Source organism: Centipeda artemidis DSM 19719, assembly GCF_000426665.1.
Classification (GTDB): domain Bacteria; phylum Bacillota; class Negativicutes; order Selenomonadales; family Selenomonadaceae; genus Centipeda; species Centipeda artemidis.
The window spans coordinates 83,728-102,966 of sequence record NZ_AUFU01000002.1; the positions used below are offsets into that span (position 1 = coordinate 83,728).

20 protein-coding genes are annotated in these 19,239 nt (G+C 55.1%); all 20 read right to left on the reverse strand.

Annotated elements, in window-relative coordinates:
- Window positions 1-15: 15 nt before the first annotated feature.
- Window positions 16-1,056, reverse strand: coding sequence for a tRNA preQ1(34) S-adenosylmethionine ribosyltransferase-isomerase QueA (queA, locus tag K341_RS0103070; RefSeq protein WP_026761814.1), 1,041 nt, complete (start codon window positions 1,054-1,056; stop codon window positions 16-18).
- Between the two features lie 15 nt (window positions 1,057-1,071).
- A complete protein-coding gene (locus tag K341_RS0103075; RefSeq protein ID WP_026761815.1) occupies window positions 1,072-2,223 on the reverse strand; it encodes a SpoIID/LytB domain-containing protein in 1,152 nt (383 codons plus the stop codon).
- A 22-nt stretch (window positions 2,224-2,245) separates the two neighbouring features.
- The gene (locus K341_RS0103080; protein ID WP_009657181.1) at window positions 2,246-2,848 is read right to left on the reverse strand and encodes an epoxyqueuosine reductase QueH; all 603 of its coding nucleotides are present in this window, start codon (window positions 2,846-2,848) and stop codon (window positions 2,246-2,248) included.
- Between the two features lies 1 nt (window position 2,849).
- The gene (gene ruvB, locus K341_RS0103085; RefSeq protein ID WP_026761816.1) at window positions 2,850-3,884 is read right to left on the reverse strand and encodes a Holliday junction branch migration DNA helicase RuvB; all 1,035 of its coding nucleotides are present in this window, start codon (window positions 3,882-3,884) and stop codon (window positions 2,850-2,852) included.
- 26 nt (window positions 3,885-3,910) lie between these two features.
- Window positions 3,911-4,507, reverse strand: coding sequence for a Holliday junction branch migration protein RuvA (gene ruvA / locus K341_RS0103090; protein ID WP_026761817.1), 597 nt, complete (start codon window positions 4,505-4,507; stop codon window positions 3,911-3,913).
- Between the two features lie 12 nt (window positions 4,508-4,519).
- Window positions 4,520-5,014, reverse strand: coding sequence for a crossover junction endodeoxyribonuclease RuvC (gene ruvC / locus K341_RS0103095; RefSeq protein ID WP_009438437.1), 495 nt, complete (start codon window positions 5,012-5,014; stop codon window positions 4,520-4,522).
- A gap of 48 nt (window positions 5,015-5,062) precedes the next feature.
- Window positions 5,063-5,788 (reverse strand): YebC/PmpR family DNA-binding transcriptional regulator, encoded by a 726-nt coding sequence (locus K341_RS0103100; protein ID WP_009348738.1) that lies wholly within the window; start codon window positions 5,786-5,788, stop codon window positions 5,063-5,065.
- Between the two features lie 18 nt (window positions 5,789-5,806).
- On the reverse strand, window positions 5,807-7,015 hold the full coding sequence (gene tyrS / locus K341_RS0103105; protein WP_009348737.1) for a tyrosine--tRNA ligase: 1,209 nt from the start codon (window positions 7,013-7,015) through the stop codon (window positions 5,807-5,809).
- Window positions 7,016-7,033: 18 nt separating this feature from the next.
- The gene (locus K341_RS0103110) at window positions 7,034-9,154 is read right to left on the reverse strand and encodes a transglycosylase domain-containing protein (RefSeq protein ID WP_026761818.1); all 2,121 of its coding nucleotides are present in this window, start codon (window positions 9,152-9,154) and stop codon (window positions 7,034-7,036) included.
- Between the two features lie 448 nt (window positions 9,155-9,602).
- A complete protein-coding gene (locus K341_RS0103115; protein WP_026761819.1) occupies window positions 9,603-10,421 on the reverse strand; it encodes a response regulator transcription factor in 819 nt (272 codons plus the stop codon).
- 24 nt (window positions 10,422-10,445) lie between these two features.
- The gene (locus K341_RS0103120; protein ID WP_026761820.1) at window positions 10,446-12,104 is read right to left on the reverse strand and encodes a sensor histidine kinase; all 1,659 of its coding nucleotides are present in this window, start codon (window positions 12,102-12,104) and stop codon (window positions 10,446-10,448) included.
- Between the two features lie 161 nt (window positions 12,105-12,265).
- Entirely contained in the window at window positions 12,266-13,777 is a 1,512-nt protein-coding gene (lysS, locus tag K341_RS0103125; RefSeq protein WP_026761821.1) for a lysine--tRNA ligase, read from the reverse strand.
- Window positions 13,778-13,788: 11 nt separating this feature from the next.
- On the reverse strand, window positions 13,789-14,259 hold the full coding sequence (greA, locus tag K341_RS0103130; protein ID WP_026761822.1) for a transcription elongation factor GreA: 471 nt from the start codon (window positions 14,257-14,259) through the stop codon (window positions 13,789-13,791).
- Complete coding sequence (locus tag K341_RS0103135) at window positions 14,216-14,572, reverse strand: GIY-YIG nuclease family protein (RefSeq protein ID WP_026761823.1); 357 nt, start codon at window positions 14,570-14,572, stop codon at window positions 14,216-14,218. The genes greA and K341_RS0103135 overlap by 44 nt, the downstream gene beginning before the upstream one ends.
- The gene (locus K341_RS0103140; protein ID WP_026761824.1) at window positions 14,572-15,186 is read right to left on the reverse strand and encodes a peptidylprolyl isomerase; all 615 of its coding nucleotides are present in this window, start codon (window positions 15,184-15,186) and stop codon (window positions 14,572-14,574) included. Before K341_RS0103140 ends, K341_RS0103135 begins: the two co-directional genes overlap by 1 nt.
- A gap of 35 nt (window positions 15,187-15,221) precedes the next feature.
- Window positions 15,222-15,944, reverse strand: coding sequence for an MBL fold metallo-hydrolase (locus tag K341_RS0103145; RefSeq protein WP_037349354.1), 723 nt, complete (start codon window positions 15,942-15,944; stop codon window positions 15,222-15,224).
- Between the two features lie 5 nt (window positions 15,945-15,949).
- Entirely contained in the window at window positions 15,950-16,873 is a 924-nt protein-coding gene (locus K341_RS0103150) for a YitT family protein (protein ID WP_009348720.1), read from the reverse strand.
- Entirely contained in the window at window positions 16,870-17,517 is a 648-nt protein-coding gene (locus tag K341_RS0103155; protein ID WP_026761826.1) for a hypothetical protein, read from the reverse strand. Before K341_RS0103155 ends, K341_RS0103150 begins: the two co-directional genes overlap by 4 nt.
- A gap of 16 nt (window positions 17,518-17,533) precedes the next feature.
- Window positions 17,534-18,766 (reverse strand): aminopeptidase, encoded by a 1,233-nt coding sequence (locus tag K341_RS0103160; RefSeq protein WP_026761827.1) that lies wholly within the window; start codon window positions 18,764-18,766, stop codon window positions 17,534-17,536.
- Between the two features lies 1 nt (window position 18,767).
- On the reverse strand, window positions 18,768-19,211 hold the full coding sequence (gene dtd, locus K341_RS0103165) for a D-aminoacyl-tRNA deacylase (RefSeq protein ID WP_026761828.1): 444 nt from the start codon (window positions 19,209-19,211) through the stop codon (window positions 18,768-18,770).
- Between the last annotated feature and the right edge of the window lie 28 nt (window positions 19,212-19,239).

Below are 19,239 nucleotides of genomic sequence, written 5' to 3' on the forward strand. Positions count from 1 at the left end.
CAACATGATCCTAGATCACGTTGCTTTTTTTCTGCCTTGAATCAGCATCGCATCCCCAAAAGAAAAGAAACGATACCCCTCATCAACGGCTTTTTTATATGCATTTAATATAAACGAATGCCCGGCAAACGCGCTGATAAGCATGATCAGCGTAGATTTTGGCAGATGAAAGTTCGTTATGATTGCATCCACTACCTTAAACCGGTAACCCGGATAAATAAAAATATCCGTCCACCCGCTTGTCGGGCGAATTTCACCGGTCTCCCCCGCGGCTGATTCGAGCGTTCGAATGGACGTTGTCCCTACGGCAACGATACGACGACCTTCCGCTTTCGCCCGCCGGATGATCTGCGCCGTTTCTTCCGGAATGGCATAATACTCACGGTGCATGACATGATTTTCAATCGTCTGCTCCTGCACCGGGCGGAACGTCCCCAATCCGACATGAAGGGTAACAAAACCGAATATAACACCTTTTTCCTTGAGACGTACTAAAAGTTCTTCAGTGAAATGAAGCCCTGCCGTCGGCGCGGCTGCAGACCCGCGTTCCCGGCTGTATATGGTTTGATACCGATCCGCATCGGAAAGTTTTTCCCGGATGTACGGCGGGAGCGGCATCTCGCCCAATCGATCTAAAATCTCTTCAAATATTCCTTGATAAATGAATTTTACAATACGACCGCCAAAATCCGTATGCGATATGATCCCACAGGAAAGCTCTTCACCGAACCGGATACGATCTCCTATGCGCGCCTTTTTGCCGGGCTTTACCAAGGCCTCCCACCGGTCTCTGTCGATTTGCCGGAGTAAAAGAACTTCCACCTTTGCACCGGTTTTATCGCGTGCACCGATCAGCCGTGCCGGAATCACGCGCGTATCGTTAAATATCAGGACGTCCCCCGGCTGCAATAATACGTCCAGTTCATAAAAATGCCGATGTTCGATTGTCTGTTCCGCAGGATCGAGCACCATGAGGCGCGACGCATCCCGCGGTTCGAGCGGTGTTTGTGCAATACGCTTCTCGGGTAAATCATAGTCAAAATCAGAAATATCCATATGATATATGCCTCATCAGTATAATTTCTCTACGGAAACGCCGGTATAATAGTAACGCAGGATCTCTTTGTAATTCTTTCCACGCTCCGCAAATGCCTCGGCGCCCCACTGAGACATGCCAAGACCGTGGCCGGAACCGTATCCGTTAAATTCTACCGTCAACTTTTGCGTCCGAACGTTGAACAGTGTGCTTGGAAGCGCAAATAGGGAGCGTATTTTATTGCCGCCAAGGACGACGTTCCCCTTATCTCCGATGATGCGCATGGTCAACACACGTCCCGCGTGACTGCGGTCTCCTTTCCCATTGCCAATCTGGAGGCGGGAGAGCTTAATCTCCTTGAGGTTCCCTATTTTTCTGCCGGTTGATTCTATTTTTTGGACAAAGAGCGCCGATGTTATGGATCGATTCCATGGGAGTGTCTGAGCGCGGGCTTCGGGAACTGCTCTGAGATACGGCACATAACTTCCCCATACGTTTTCACTCGACTCCGTCATGCCGCCGGAATCCGTATGAAACAGAGCGTCAGCAATTTCCCCTTGATAAAATAAAACTTCCCCGTACGTCGCGTCAACGGCATCGGTAGAAGCCTTTGCCTCGGCGTTCATCCCCTCGTATACTTGGCACTCAGGGGTATTGCAGAGATCATAGCCGTCCGCACGGTGCCGCCCCCTATTTTTGAGCGCAAAGGTGCGTGCCGCAACACTCTGCGCGCGCAGTGCCTCGCTCCTCCACGAGGCGGGCATTTCCTTCGGGACGACCCCGTATAGATAGTCCTCAATCAAAACGTTGTTGACGACAGTCATTCCCGCCTTCTTGAATAAGGTGATATATCCGCGATAAGGGCTTCCATCGACCTCCACAAAGCCGCTTCCGGAAGGCTGAACAATCAGTCGATCTGATTTTTGTTCTGTGCCGTTGACCCAAAAAGCGCCGCTTTTTTCCTCAACGACAAGTTTTTCCCCCATCGGCACGATGAGAAACGGATCGTCTTCAAGCGTCCTATGGACATAAAGCACGGTATTCCTGCCCGTGACGGTAACGATATGCCGTTCACTCATAATGCCGACCGTGAGTTCCGGTTGGAGCGAAGCGTTCGTTCGATGGAGCGGAATGAACACCGACGCAAAAAAAATTAGGAACATCAAAATACGTTTGCACTGCGCCATTTCGCTCCCCTGCTTTCTTTAACTATGCCTGTGCCAAAAGGCGGAGACGTTTCTTCTCTTTATTTTCCTTGCGCTGCATCTTGCGCAGCGTACGGCTGTACCGCTCTTCCTCGCTAAAAATACATCCACAGTAGGATTGACGGTAGAGCCCCATGTCTTTGCTGATGTCGATTCCTTCCTGCCAGCCGACGCGGAAATCCTCGTAGTAGAAGGAAATACCGTACATGTTCGCATAACGCTGCGCCGTTTCGCGCATGAGTTCGTGCTGCTGATAGATGCTGTAAAACAGTGTGGAGGTAAACGTGTCAAAGCCGTGTTCCGCCGCATAACGCACGGCATTCTCCAGTCGCCACGTGTAGCACATACGGCAGCGCCCCAGTCTCGTATTCTCTGCCGGCAGGGCTTTCTTTAGAAAATCTCGTATGCGGTATTCGCGATCCGCGACAAAGTCCATATGTGACATCGCCGCAAATTTCTCAGCGTTCTGCAGACGCTGATCCCATTCCGTATAGGGGTGGATATTGGGATTAAAAAAATACCCCGTCGGCTCGATCCCCTCTTCGCGAAGTTTTTTCAGCGGATAACAGGAGCAGGGTCCGCAGCACATATGCATCAAAAGATTCATGTTAGAGCAGTTCTCCTTGCCGGTAACCGTTTTCCGGATAAGCGATTTTCATGTGTTCGTATCCGCCGCGTGTGACGATACGGCCGCGCGCCGTCCGCGCAATAAAGCCGAGCTGTATGAGATACGGTTCATAAACGTCTTCGATGGTTTCGGGCATCTCGCTCAGCGCGGCGGCAAGCGTTTTGAGTCCGACGGGTCTCCCTGAAAATTTGGTAATCATCACTTCGAGCATCGTGCGATCTTTATTCTCCAGTCCCTGTTCATCGACCTCGAGGGCTGTGAGCGCAGCAAGCGTCGTTTTGTGAGATATGATGTCTTCTCCCGCGACTTGCGCGATATCGCGCACGCGTTTGAGAATACGATTTGCCACACGTGGCGTACCTCTGGAACGGCGCGCAATCTCAAGCGCACCCTCGTGTTCAATCGTCACAGATAGGATCTCCGCCGTTCGCTCAATGATGAGGAGAAGCGCCTCCGGCGTATAGTATTCGAGCCGTGCCTGAATTCCAAACCGATCGCGCAGCGGCGCAGAGAGCGCTCCCGTCTTTGTCGTCGCGCCAACCAGCGTAAACGGAGCGAGATCCAGCCGGATGGAACGAGCGCTCGGCCCTTTGCCAATGATAATATCGATGGCATGATCCTCCATCGCCGAGTAGAGTATTTCCTCAACATGATGGGACAGTCTATGAATCTCATCGATGAAGAGCACATCATGATCCTGCAAATTGGTCAGCAGAGAGGCAAGATCGCCCTGACGCTCAATCGCGGGTGCCGAGGTCTGGCGAAAGTTCGCCCCCATCTCGTTCGCTATGATGCCGGCGAGCGTCGTCTTTCCAAGCCCCGGAGGACCGTAGAGAAGAACGTGATCAAGCGCTTCCCCGCGCGACAATGCGGCTTGAATAAACTTGGACAGATTATCCTTTATTTTGTCCTGCCCAATGTACTCGCTGAGACGGCGCGGGCGCAGACTGTATTGCCAACCGTCGGTACTTTGTTCTTCGAATGAGACGAGTTCCTCCTCATTGCGTATATCCATAGATCTCTCCCCTCCCTCCTATATCGTTAGAATCGCTGCAGAACGGACAGCGCATATCGCACCAATTCTTCCGTACTTTGATAGTCCGTCTTTCCCTGAAAGACCGTTTGAATTTCGTTTTGCTGAAACCCTAAACTTATCAGAGCTTCCGTAGCTTCCACAAGCATGGAATCCGAGACATCGGAGACAACGGCGCTCGTATCATCCACACCTGTATCGGCATAAGCACCGAATTTATCCTTAAGCTCTAAGACAAGGCGTTCCGCCGTTTTCTTGCCGATGCCCGGTAATTTTGTAATGCCCTTGACATCCTTTTTGTGAATCAACCGATAAAAATCGTGAGGTGTCACCTCAGAAAGAATACTCTGCGCGCCTTTGGGTCCGATGCCGGAGATACCGATGAGGTGCTGAAAAAGATCGTATTCCTCCTGCGAGAAGAACCCGTAGAGGAGGATCGCGTCCTCACGCACATGCGTATAGATATAGAGAAGTGCCTCTTCCCCCTGAGCAATATGTGCGCAGGTTTTTCTCGAGACAAACACACGATACCCCACATCATGTACATCGAGCAAACAATGGTCAACGGCGCTGTGCACGACAGTCCCGCGCAAGAACCCTATCATACGTCTCTCCCATTAAATACGATTGCGCCACGCAATACTATCCACACAATACGCCGTACAAATCGCAACGGCAAGCGCATCCGCCGTATCATCCGGATACGGCGGCTCCGGCAGATGGAGCAATTTCGTCACCATATAGATGACCTGTTCTTTGGTCGCTTTCCCATATCCGGTGACAGCCTGTTTTACCTGCAGCGGCGTGTGTTCGACGATCGGGATATCGTTCTTTGCCGCCGCAAGGAGTGCGATACCGCGTGCCTGCCCCACGGGGATTGCCGTCGTTACGTTGCGATTGAAAAATAGCTGTTCTATTCCTATGGCGGACGGGCGATGCTCCTGTATGAGGTTTTCGAGCTCTGTGTAAATCTTGAGCAGACGCCGTTCCGGCTGCATTTTAGACGGTGTCGTAATCGCACCGTACGCGTGCGGAACGAGGCGGCTGCCTATCTGCTCTACAAAACCGTAACCGCAAATCGCCGTCCCCGGATCTATTCCAAGAACCAACATATTCCGTCCCTAAAAAAGTGCAGACGATATGTCTGCACTTTTTTCTCCTTAATCCATCTCATAGTTGCTGTATACGTTCTGCACGTCGTCATTGTCTTCCAGTGCATCGATGAGCGTCTGCATCTTCTCCGCATCTTTTTCCGAGAGGCTGACCATCGTATCCGGCACCATTGTAACCTCCGCCGACACGGTTTCAATGCCCTTGTCTCCAAGCGCCGTTTCGATGGACTCGAAGGCGTCCGGCGCCGCTACAATCTCGAATACATCGTCCTCTGCGCGCATATCCTCCGCGCCCGCCTCCAAGACGAGTTCCAACAGTGCGTCCTCGTCGTCAAAAGAGTCTTTTTCGACGATAAACACGGCTTTTTTCTTAAACATCCATGCAACGCAGCCGTCCTGTCCAAGATTTCCGCCGTACTTCGAGAAGAGATGTCGCACGTCCGCTGCTGTACGATTGCGGTTGTCGGTCAGAATATCGAGGAGAACCGCGGTGCCGCCGGGACCGTATCCCTCGTACACAACTTCCTCGTAATTGCTCCCCTCCGTAGCGCCGAGCCCCTTTTGGATGGCACGGTTGATGTTATCCTTCGGGATATTGTTTGCTTTTGCTTTCGAGAGCGCAAGTTTGAGACGCATATTCCCCGTGGGATCACCGCCGCCCATACGCACGGCGATCGTGATCTCTCTGCCGATCTTCGTCGTGATTTTGCCGCGGATGGCGTCGTTTGCGCCCTTTTTACGCTTTATATTCGCCCACTTTGAATGTCCTGACATGAAATAGCTCCTTCTCTATCAACCAATTACTAGTTTATAGTGCTTCTTTTTTCCTTTTTTCAGAAACGCCTCACCGTTGGAGAAATCGGCATCCCCGAGCACATAGTGTTCGTCGGACACGCGCAGGTCGTTGAGCGTGACACCGCCCTGTTGTATCAAGCGGCGCGCTTCGCCCTTCGAAGCAAATACGCCGCCGCGCGTGAGCACATCGACCAGTTTTTCGCCCGCGGCGCAGACAACTTTCGGGACATCCTCCGCCGCGCCGCCGCTGAAAAGAGCCTGCGCCGTGCTGCGCGCCTGCGCGGCAGCCTCTGCGCCGTGTACGATTTTCGTTGCTTCGTAGGCAAGGATTTCCTTCGAGCGATTGATTTCAGCGCCCTCTGCCGCGGATAAGCGGCGCACCTCATCCATTGGGAGATAGGTGAGCAGGGACAGACAAGTCTCCACATCGGCATCGTCTATGTTGCGCCAATACTGATAGAAATCATACGGCGAAGTTTTTTCCGCGTCAAGCCATAATGCACCGCCCGCAGTTTTTCCCATCTTCGTCCCGTCACTCTTTGTGAGGAGTTTGTTCGTGAGACCGAATACCGTTTTACTGCTCTTGCGGCGGCAAAGCTCGACGCCCGCAATGATGTTCGACCACTGATCGTCGCCCCCCATTTGCAGCCTGCAGCCGTAACGGCGGTTGAGTTCGAGGAAGTCGTACGCCTGCATGATCATATAGTTGAACTCGAGGAATGTCAGCCCCTTTTCCCAGCGCTGCTTATAGCTCTCGGCGGCAAGCATACGGTTGACAGTGAAATGTGCGCCGACATCGCGCAGAAGTTCAATATAATTGAGACTGCGCAGCCAATCTCCATTATCCACCATAATCGCACGGTCCTCTGTAAAGTCGATGAAGCGCGCGATTTGTTTCTTGAAGCACTCGCAGTTATGGCGAATGGTCTCGTCGGTCATGACTTTGCGCATATCCGTGCGTCCGGACGGATCACCGACGGTTCCCGTGCCGCCGCCCACAAGACAAATGGGGCGATGCCCCGCCTTCTGCAGATGCGACATCGCCATCAGGGCAATAAAATGACCGGCGTGAAGGCTGTCCGCAGTCGGATCAAAACCAATGTAAAAAGTGACCGGTCCTTCCGCCATGAGTTTACGCAGCGCCTCTTCATCCGTGCATTGTGCAAGAAAACCTCGTTCCTTTAGAATATCGATCGCATTTTGCATATAGACCCCTCTATCGCTTTAGTTTCTGCCCTTTTCTACCCCGGCGCCCCTCGTCGGAACCTCGTCGGAAGCAGACGGGGCACTGCTCGGAGACCGTGGTTCAGAGGCAGACCTATCCTTATTTGTTTTTTTTCTCGTTTTTTCATGATTTTTATCTTTATTATCCGAGGTATCCTTGTCGTCCTTATCTTTGTCCTTTTCAGAGTCATCATTCAAATCATCTAATTCGGACGCAGGCTTATACGATGCACTCCCCTCAAAGCTGCGTACAGGCAGGCGTTCATGTGCCTTAAGCATAAACGCGCGCCAAATCGCAGCAGGAGTTGTCCCCCCCGCCATGCCGTGCAGGTCGCTCACACTGTCGTTCCCAATCCAAACGCCCGCAACAAGATCCGGCGTATAGCCGATAAACCATGCGTCGTGATAATCGCTCGTCGTTCCCGTCTTTCCCGCTGCCGGTCTGCCGATATTCGCGCCTGTACCGGTACCGCTCCGAATAACATCCGAGAGCATATTAGTCATGGTCGCGGCGTTCGCCGCAGAGATGACGCTCTTTTCTTGGCGTGTTTCCTCTTCCAATACCTTTCCCGTACGAGAGACAACTCGCAGCACAGCAACCGGCTCCACATGAATACCGCGATTAGCAAACGTCCCGAACGCACTGGTCAGCTCGAGAGGTGTAACGCCGCGCGTCATGCCTCCGAGCGCGGTCGCTAGGTTGCGATCATTCGTTGCACCATCTAGAACAAAGGTCGATATTCCCATTTCCTGCGCATAATAAATGGCTTTATCAATTCCTATATCCTGCGCGATACGAACGGTTGGTACATTTAGTGACCAACGCACAACATCGCGCAAACGTACTTTACCGGAAAATTTGCGGTTATAATTCTGTGGCTCCCACCCGCCTACCTTGAGCGGTTTATCCTCAATCACCGAATCCGGCGTATATTTGTTTTCAAGTGCGGCGGCGAACACGAACGGCTTAAACGCCGATCCGGGCTGGCGCACCGCCTGTGTCGCACGGTTGAACTGATCTGTTCCGCGCCCGCCGACCATGGCTTTGATGTAGCCCGTATGGGGATCGATGGCGACCAACGCCCCCTGTGGCTGCACGATGCCGTTGGCATCGGTGAAGTAGGTCGGCAGGTTTTGCATCGCGTTCTCGGCAGCCGCCTGCATATCCATATCGATCGTCGTATAGATCTTTAGCCCGTCTTTATAGATGGCGTCGTCCCCATATTTTTCAACAAGGAGCTGCAGCACATAGTCTACGAAATAGCTTGCCGCCCTAACGCCGTCATTGGAAACTTTAGCGATCGCAAGATCTTCTTTTTTCGCCGCGTTTGCCTCACTGTCGCTGATATAACCGTACTTCGCCATTTGATCGAGGACAACAGCTTTGCGCTGCTTTGCCGCTTCTAAATTGTTGAGTGGTGAATAGTAATTCGGACTTTTGGGAATGCCGGCAAGCATGGCGCATTCGTTGAGCGTCAGATCCTTGACGTCCTTCCCGAAATACGTCCGCGCGGCTGCCTGGACGCCATAGGCACCCTGCCCAAAGTATATTTGATTCATATAGAGCTCAAGGATTTCCTGCTTCGTATATTGACGCTCCAGCTGAAGCGCCAAAAACATTTCCTGAACCTTGCGCTTCAGCGTGCGATCCTGCGTCAAATAGGCATTTTTAGCAAGCTGCTGCGTAATCGTAGAGCCGCCCTCCGTGACGGTACGCCCGCGAATATTCGCCCAAACCGCACGCACGATGCCGCGTGGATCGATGCCCGCATGGTCGTAGAAGCGATTATCCTCAACCGCGACAAACGCATTTTGGAGATTCTTCGGAATATCGTTGATACTCACCGGCATACGATTTTCTGCCGCATGTATATTAGCGATCTCGTTGCCGTTGATATCATAAATCTGAGACGAAGCGGGCGGCACAATATCTTCCGCTAAATTCTGTTTTGTGTTCAAACTTGCCGTGAGAAAACCGCAGCCGACACCGATCACCATCACAAACAAAATGAGTCCTATAACAAGGATTGTCTTGCCTAGGATAGAGCCTGTACTTGATTTACGCGAATTTCCTTTTGCTGTCTTCTTCATAGGTGCCTTTTTATCCGGCTGTTTATCCATCGTGCTCTCCTTGTGGGTAGTAACGACTCCATTATAATACAAAGTATTTCATCGTATCGTATTTCATAAGGCAAAAATCTCCTTATTATAAATTTACATGACACAATACTTATTATACCAATACACGCCGTAATTTCAATAGGATAATTAACAAAGACATCAGGCGCTGTCTTTGCAAAACTTAATGGAACCCATATAACAAAACAGGACTGTTCCGCCAACATGATTGGACTTAGGAGAACAGCCCTATTATTTTGACCTAAAGTATCGGTAATGCTTTAGTTTGCCGAAATATACTCATAGACCAGTACATTGAACCTATACACCGCATTGCTGCAGATATTAAGATATCCATCTAGAAAATGATCTTTTACCGTACTTGTTACCCGATTTTAGAACATATTACATCATGAGATTTTCATTGTCAAGGCAGTGTATAGTTCCGAATTTATATCATGGTAGATACATCCTGTTTTATTTCCAAGCCTTGCTTTTTACAGTGTTTCATGAAGTCGGTCGGTGATTCGCCCGCATATTTTTTGAACACGGTGCAAAAGTTTTTATAATCGCCGAATCCGTTCTGCTCGGCGACCTCATAGACTCGGTAGATGCCTGTGGCGAGCTGCCGCGCCGCCATGTAGAGCCGCTGACGCGTAAGAGCTTCGCCGAAGGTCTGATGCGCGGCTTCTTTGAATTTGCGGCTGAGGTAGCTGGCGCTGACGCCGAACTCGTCGGCAAGCCGCTCGATGCTGAGCCGTTCGGCAAACGACTGCCGGATGCGCTGCATGGTCTGCCGCACATAGGGGTTCATTCCCTCGTCGGCAAGCCAGTCCTGCCACGGCAGGGGCGCGACGGGAAGCGCGACGGGAAGCGGGACGCCGGGAGCGTCGTCTTCCTGTACGCCCGCCGTCAGTTTTTCCATGAGTTTTGCGAGTTCGCGCTCGTCGACCGGTTTGAGCAAATAGTCCGCGGCGTCAAGACGGATCGCTTCGCGCGCATAGGTAAAGTCGCTGTAACTGGTAAAGAATACGAGCGCGCCCAGAATTCCCTCGGCGCGTGCCGCGCGCGCCATCTCGATGCCGTCCATGCGCGGCATCCGAATGTCGGTCATCACAATATCGGGATGCAGGCTGCGTATCATCTCAAGCCCCGCGCGCCCGTCCGCGGCATCACCGACAACGACGCATCCCATACCGCTCCAGTCGATCGTATCGACGAGTCCGCGGCGGATGATCTCCTCATCCTCTACGATGAGCACTTTGCGCATCGTTCCCCCTCCTTTGCTCCGCTGCTAAATCCGTGCCGGACAGCGCATCTCGACGCGCGTTCCGCACCCCGCAGGGCATGTGATCCGCAGGCCGTATTGATCGCCGTAGAGGAGCTGAATCCTCCGGTGGACGTTGTGAACGCCCGTATGGATGGAGGTATTCTCTCCGCTTTTGAGCATTTCCTGCAGGCGCGCGAGCTTCTCCGGCGCAATGCCGGAACCGCTGTCCGCAACGGTAATCACGAGCAGGTTCCCCTCTTTTTCCGTATGCACGCGAATCCGTATGACGCCGGTTTCATCCGCTCCGTATTTGATGGCGTTTTCCACAACGGGCTGCATGATGAGCTTCGGCACGCGGCACGGCAGTGTTTCGGGCGCGATCTCCTCCTCGTAGGAGAGCTGCGTGCCAAAACGGCGGCGCTGAATCCGCAAATATCCCGCGAGATGATCTAAGTCCTCTTCCAAAGGAACATTGGTCACGCGCTCAATGCTGTATCTGAGGAGCGCCGACAAATCCATGACCATATCGACCGCCTCTGCGGGAGCAAGTCGTATCATGTATTTGATATTTTCCAGCGTATTGAAGAGAAAATGCGGGTTGAACTGCGATTCGAGCTGCCGCAGCTCTGAGACGACCTTCGCGCGCGTCTGCTCTTCGTTGAGCCGCAGCAGCTCTTTGATGCTGTCCACGGTTCTGTTGTAGGAGTTTGCGATCTCTTCGAACTCGTTGCCCGTCCTGATGTCGAGCCGGTGATTCAGACGCCCGCGGCGCACCTCATGAAACGCCTTCATAATCTCCTCGGCGGCCTTTGTCTTCCCCGTCGTCTCACGGCGGACGCGCATCAATATCGCGGGTGTCATGACAATGAGTACGCCGAGCAGGATCAGGGCACCGACGACATACTGCCACAGGACGTGGGCAATCGGTGTGAAGGCGTAGACGCGGAACGCACCGCCGAATATATCCCGATGGGTTGCATAGAAGAGGCTGTCCTTGATATCCACGATGCCGTCCGCACCGCGCAGTTCGGCGCTGATTTTGTCAAAGTTCTCCGAACGCAGCTGCGGCAGGGTCGAGAACGGCGCATAGCCGTACGCGTCCACAATTGCCCAGTGCGTATCGGGCGGCAGCTCCGGCGACATAAATGCCGCCTGCGGCAGGACGAGCGCGGCGTATCCCGTCACACGTCCGTCCTCCCAAAACGCGTGCCCGACGACAAGGTTCCATTCCTTTTCCCCCGCGCGCACGAACTCAACGACAGGCGCGCTCTCCGTGCGCATCCGCCGCAGGATTCCCCACGGCGTACGAAAATACGGCGGGGACGCCGTGTAGTTCGTAAATATGGTCTGCCCGTCGGCGTCGAGGAGGTAAAAATACGGGTGATCGGCACGGCGATTCACAATCGCGTAAAAATCGCTGTAAAACGCGCGCTGCGCTTCCCCGCCGACATGCGCATCCGTGATCGAGAGCCGCGTCATATCGCTCACGCGGTCGATGTAATCGGTGACGGTCTCGCTGAAGATCTGCGCCGTGAGGTCGCGTATCTCTCCGTTGCGCCGAACGACGCTCCACTGCCAATTGAATATGCCCCACGCAACGCAGAGAAGCGCAACGACCGCGACCGGTACAAAGGCGTATCGTATCAGCGCCTCGCGCACCTCATCCTCTAGTCTCCGCCGCAAACGCTCACGCTCCTTTGCCGTACGATACGAAAATCACCGGATGATTTATCGTTTTTTATTATAACAAAAAGATTCTTGAAAGAGAAGTAAAGCACACAACAAAAGAGAGCGTCCGCCGTAACAGCGTCCGCCCTCTTTGTTTTTTTATTTGTCGGTAGAAATCACTCCGCAAGCGGCTTCATCGTCGGGAAGAGGAGCACGTCGCGAATGGAGGGGCTGTCCGTGAGCAGCATAACGAGGCGGTCGATGCCGATGCCGAGCCCCCCCGTCGGCGGCAGTCCGTACTCAAGCGCCGTCACATAATCGCGATCCATGACATGCGCCTCCGCATCGCCCGCTTCGCGCTGAGCGAGCTGATCTATAAACCGCTGTTCCTGATCGATGGGGTCGTTCAGCTCGGTGAATCCGTTGGCGAGCTCTCGCCCGTAGACGAAAAATTCAAAGCGATCCGTGATGCGCGGATCGTCCGGATTGCGCTTCGCGAGCGGTGAAATCTCCGTCGGATGCCCGGTGATAAAGGTGGGCTGGATCAGCGTCTCTTCCACCTTTTCCTCAAAAGCGGCGTTGAGGATTCCGCCGATGCCGTGCCGCTCTTCGAACGGGACGCCGATCTCCTTGGCCATGGCGCGCGCCTCGTCCACAGTCGTGCAGGAGAGGAAATCCCTGCCCGTGGCTTCGCATACCGCGTCGTTCATGCTGACGGTGCGCACCGTGCCGAGATCGATCTCGACGCCCTGATACGTGATCTTCGTCGTACCGAGCACATCCTCTGCCGTGCGGCGCACGATCCCCTCCGTGATCTCCATGAGGTCGCGGTAGTCGCCGAACGCCTGATAGATCTCGATGGAGGTGAACTCCGGGTTGTGCCGGACGTCCATGCCCTCGTTGCGGAAGATGCGCCCCATCTCATAGACGCGGTCGAGCCCGCCGACGATGAGACGCTTCAGGCTGAGCTCCGTCGCGATACGCAGATAGAGGTCGATGTCGAGCGCGTTGTGGTGCGTGATAAAGGGGCGCGCCGCCGCGCCGCCTGCGATCGTCGAGAGCACGGGCGTCTCGACCTCGAGGAAGTCGCGCTCATCCAAATAGCTGCGGATAGACCGGATGATCTTCGCGCGCTTGCGGAACGTATCGCGCACCTCGTAATTGACCATGAGATCGAGATAGCGCTGTCGGTAGCGCGTATCGACGTCTTTGAGCCCGTGAAATTTTTCCGGCAGCGGGCGCAGGGACTTGGAGAGCAGGTCAAAATCCTCGACGCGGACGGTGACTTCGCCGCGCCGCGTCTTGAACACGACGCCGCGGATGCCAATGATGTCGCCGATGTCGAGACGTTTGAACTCCTCTTTGTACTTTTTCTCGCCGAGGACGTCCTGCTTAAAGTAGATCTGTATGTTCCCCGTGCGGTCGTTGAGCGTGGAGAACGATGCTTTGCCGTGCCCGCGGATCGCCATCAGACGCCCTGCGATGCGCACCTCGCCCCCCTCCTCGTCCTCGCCGAGGCCGTCGTACTGCGCGCGGATCTGCGCCGCGTAGTCCGTGACCTCGAACCGGTGTCCGAACGGCGCGACGCCCATCTCACGGAATGCGTCCATCTTTTCGCGGCGCACGCGCATCATCTCATTGAGATCCTGCTCCTGCACCTCAGCCATCTGCGCTCTCTCTTCTTCCATAGGTGTTCCTTTCACTTCTTGATGTCGACGATCTTATACCGGATCATGCCCGCAGGGGCGTTCACGTTGATGACTTTGCCTATTTTCTGCCCGAGGAGCGCCATGCCGAGCGGCGATTCGTTAGAAATCTTGCCCTCGTCCGGATCCGCCTCCGTCGAGCCGACGATGAGGAAGGTCTCGTCCTCATCGAACTCGAGATCCTTGACAGTGACGCGGCTTCCGATCGTCACGGATTTTCCGTCGCCCGCCTTGATGATGTCGGAGTTGCGGATTTTATTTTCGAGTTCCTGAATTTCTCCCTCGAGAAATGCCTGCTCGTTTTTCGCGTCGTCATACTCGGAGTTCTCGGACAGATCGCCGAGGGCGATCGCCGCCTTGAGCCTCTCCGCCACTTCGATGCGGCGGACACTTTTCAGATAGTTAAGCTTTTCGACGAGTTTATTGTACCCGTCCTCCGTCAGCATGACCTTCTTTTCCGTCATTCAAAATTCTCCTTTGCTCTGCGTCTTCCGTGTTGATATGTGACAGCAGCGCCGCCATATCGGCACGACGCTCTCCTGCGCGGACGAGTGAGAGACGCTCACTGCGCCGCATTTTTTTGATTTCGTATTCTCTCTTTTGCGCTTCTTCCTTGGTTGAAAATGCTTCCGCATACACGAACTTCACCGGACGGCGCGCTCTCGTATACTTTGAGCCGGTGCCGTCGTTGTGCGCGGCGAGCCGCCGCCGGAGATCGTTCGTCCACCCCGCGTACAGACTATCGTCCGCACAGGCGAGGAGATATGCATAGTTCATTATTCCGCGTCTTTGAGCGTGATTTTTTCGATAACGACGTCATGCACGGGGCGGTCGCCGTAATTCGTCGGCGTATGCCCGATCTCGCGCACAACGTCCATGCCCTCGACGACCTTGCCGAAAACGGCGTGATGATTGTCAAGCCACGGCGTCGGCGCCAGCGTGATGAAGAACTGACTGCCGCCCGTATTGGGGCCTGCGTTCGCCATCGAGAGGACGCCCTCGTCGCTGTGTTTGAGCTCCGGGTGGAACTCGTCGGGGATATGATAGCCGGGGCCGCCCGTCCCGTTGCCGCTCGGATCGCCGCCCTGAATCATAAAGCCGTCGATGACGCGGTGAAAGATCAGACCGTCATAGAAGCCTTTCTCTACGAGATCAATAAAATTCTTTGTGGTAATCGGCGCTTTATCTTCAAATAGTTCGACCTCAAAAGTTCCCTTGTTGGTCGTAAAAACTGCAATACGGTTTGCCACGATTCCGTTCTCTCCTTTTCCTTTATCCTGATCCAAAAGCATATTGAACGACATCCCCGCACTGCCGCTGTGCGCCGCAAAAAATATGCCGCCAATCACAACGACGAGACAGAGTGCAAGGATATAGAAATACTTCCCCATTCTACCGAAAGCCCCCTCATATTTCAATACATATTTCAAAAAGATTGTGTTTCCCCCGAAATACGCGGCGACCACACGGGAATCTCCCGCCCCGGCAGGAAGAAATCCGCCGGCGGCTGCCACACGGGATAGCCGACCGAGTGCATAGTAACGAGAGCATCCGGATAGGTCTCGGCGCAAAACTCCTTCGCCCCGCGATCCATCGAGGTCTCAAGACGCCCGTCCACAGGGAAGAACGCGAGGTCGAACGACAGCCCTTTGAGCCGCTTCATCTGCTTGCGGAATCCGTTTTCTGCGAGCTTGCGGTTCTCTGCGGTATCGCCGATCCAATCCCACCAGTTGAAATCGCCCGCATGGAAGATTCTGCGCCCGCGCGTCTCAACGAGGAACGACGTCCCCTCGTCGGTCGAAGAGAACGACGTGACGGCGATCGTATCGTCGTGCCACACGTCGTAGATCGGCATCCAGACAACCTTGTCCCGCGGGATGCGGGCAGCCCCCGGCACGTTCCGGATGTCCTTACTGAGGATGTAGCGCGTCGCCTCCGCTGCAAACTGTGCGATATGCGGGCTGAAATGATCAAAATGCGCGTGCGACGACAGGAAATATACCTTCGTATAGCCCCCTTTTTCGATCGCCTGCGGAACGACGCCCGCGGGATCGTCAAAGTCGTCAAAGATGAGCAGTACGTTGTCCACGCGGACGAGGAATCCGCTGTTGAGCAAATAGGTCACGTCGATCGTGTGTGCATCCGCCATACGCTTCACTTCCTTTCGTGTTCGCGTTCATCGTCGTCCTCGTCGGAGGCGGACGCATCGTTTTGATTGATGCGCCCGAAACCGCGCCCCATGACCTCGTTCGCGGACATGATGATGACGAACGCATGAGGATCGACGTTATGAACGATGAATTTGAGTTTTCCCACCTGCGTCGTTCCCACCGCGACAAAGACAACGTTGCGTTCCCTGCGCGTATATGCCCCCTGCCCGTGCAGGAAGGTGACGCCGCGGTGCATCTCATCGATGATGTTCTCCGCGATTTCGCGGTATTTGTCCGAGACGATGAGCACCGCCTTGCGGTGGTTGAACCCCGCGACGATCTTATCGACGACCGTCGCGTTGATGAACATATAGATGAGCGTGAACATTGCGGGCGCCATGCCGAACAGGAACGCCGCGATGAGCATGATGAGACAGTTCATCGCAAAGAGCACGCCGCCCATATGCAGGTCGTAGTATTTCCGAACGATGGCGGCGAGGATGTCAAATCCGCCCGTACTGCCGTTCATGCGGAACACGAGTCCGTAGCCGAGTCCCGCAAACACGCCGCCGTATACGGTCGTCAGCATCATATCGCTGACCGGCGCATACGCGTTCAGCGGGCGCGTGAGGTCGAGAAACGCCGAGAAGATCGCCGTGCCGATGATGATGTCGACCGTATAGCTCCGCCCCATCAGTTTCCACGCCATAAAGAGGAGCGGGATATTGTAGAGAAACGTCTGTATACCGATCGGCAGTCCGAAGAGGTAGTAGACGATCATCGCGATGCCCGTTGCGCCGCCCGTGAGCAGATGCGCGGGAATCAAGAAGAGGTTGATGGCGGAGCTCGCGATGAGACAGCCGAGCGCGATGCCCATGTATCGCATCGCGCGGTGTCCAAGGACACGCATATGCACATGGTGCATCATTTCGCATATCCTCCGAGCCGCACGGGCTGCTCCTTCGGCAGCGCGGACACATCGATGTTCTTTGCCGCGATGAAGTCGCTGCCGAGATCGAGCACATCGGCGGCGTCATCGTTCGCAAGCGCCATCTCATCCGCCTCCTCGTCGCTGAGCGGCAGCATCGTGATGCGCGCCGCCGTGAGGAATCCGCCCTCGGGATCAAGGTTCAGCACGAGATGCCAATGGGGATGCGACGGATGCGCATAAACGTAGCAGGTATTATCGTCGAGCATCTGCCGGGACGCCTTGCCGTACGTCTTAAAGATATAGCCGGTTGTCGCGCCCCGCCGCACATTTTTCCGCAAGCGGTATTGATCCCCGGAGAGCGCAATATCCGCGACGCGTCCGCTCCCCACCGCAACGGAGACGGTCACATCGCCGTAGGTGCAGGCGCTCAGGCGGACACCGCGCACATAGACCGTCTTTTCAAAAGATGGCGCGCCCCATTTTTCACGCAGCATTTGCTCCGTATCCCCCAAGGATATGCCCCGGTAGGAGAAGTCGCCGTCCTCCACACCACCCTTCGCCTGCGCGGGCGCGGCGCAAAAAAGAACAAGTACGCACATGACAAGGAGACAACGGCCGTATTGTTTGAAACTATCCTGCATCGCTCATACCTCTGCATCAGAATGCGAAATTCCCCTGCTCCATCACGCGGATCGTCCGCCCGTCGCGCGTGCGTCCTACGACGGAGAGATCCTCCGTACCGATCATAAAGTCCTCGTGGACGATGGAGTCGTTCACGCCCGCACGGCGGAGTTCGTCCTCCGTCATATCCTCGCCGCCCCTGATGCAGGTCGGATACGCCTTGCCGAGTGCAAGGTGACAGGAAGCGTTCTCGTCGAAGAGCGTGTTGTAAAACAGGATATTGCTCCGCGAAATTGGAGAATCATACGGCACGAGCGCAACCTCGCCGAGGAACGACGCCCCCTCGTCCGTCTCGATCAGCTTCTTTAGATGCTCCGCGCCGCGCGACGCCGTATGATCGACGACTTTTCCGTCGCGGAAGGTCAGCCGTATATCATAGATCACGTTGCCGTTAAAATGGAGCGGCTTTGACGCCGCCACCGTCCCGTTCACGCCGCCGCGCTGCGGGAGCGTGTAGACTTCCTCCGTCGGCATGTTCGCGGCAAAGAGCACGCCGTCCGCCGAATGCTCCGCGCCGCCCATCCAGAGATGCCCTGCGGGGAGCGCAACGCGCAGATCCGTCCCGAGGCCGTTCGTATAATGCAGTTCTGCAAAATCGCATTGATTGAGAAACGCCGCGCGTTTTTGCAGCGTATCGATGCGCTCTTTCCACACCGCCACAGGATCGTTCTCCGGCGTAATGCGCACCGCCTTTAGAATCTCCTCCCAAAGCCGCGCGACGGCAGTCTCCTCCGCCGCCTCCGGGAACACCTTGCGCGCCCACGCGGGCGTCGGCATCGAGACGACACACCATGTATTGCGATTGCTCATCAATCGATTGCGGTAGTCGGCGAGGGCTTTTCCCGCTGAGAGCTGCGCCGCCGTCAATTTCTCGGGCGCAATATCGGAAAAAATATCCGGATCGCTTGCCGCGATGGAGATGAACGCCGCGCCGTGCCCCGCATGATCGTCGTAAAAGAGTTTGCGCCACGCGGGGAACTCCTTAAATCGCTCCACGGGCGCGTTTTGATAGCGAATGCGCTCGAGCTCCTCGTCGCTCCAATGCACGGCGACGTCGTACGCACCCGCGGCGAACGCCTCCGCCGAGAGCGCGCGGACGAACGCCGCGCATCCGATTGGCGCACGTATCATGAGCGGCTGATCCTGCTGCAAATTGACGCCGACGCGGACGACAAGAGCCGCGTATTTCTTCAGAATATCCTCTCTCATCTCACACCTCATCCGTATCAAACAGGAGCGTAACGGGACCGTCGTTCACCGAGGAGACCCGCATGTCCGCGCCGAACACACCGCATTCCACCGGCACATCATGCGCCCTCATGCACGCGATGAATTTCTCATACAGAGGGATCGCCGTCTCCGGTTTCGCCGCGTGAGAAAAACCGGGACGCCGCTTTTTCAGATCGGCATACAGCGTGAACTGAGAGACGATGAGCACGCTGCCGCCGACGTCCGCAAGCGCGAGATTCATCTTGCCCGCCGCATCGGAAAAGACGCGCAAATGCACGATCTTCTCCGCGAGACGCGCCGCGTCCGCCTCCGTATCCTGCGGCGCAATGCCGAGGAGAATCAAATACCCGCGGTCGATTTGACCGCGCACCTCGCCGTCGATGCGGACATCCGCCGCATTGACCCGCGTCACCACCGCGCGCATGTGACCGCCTCCCTTCCCGTCGTAATGT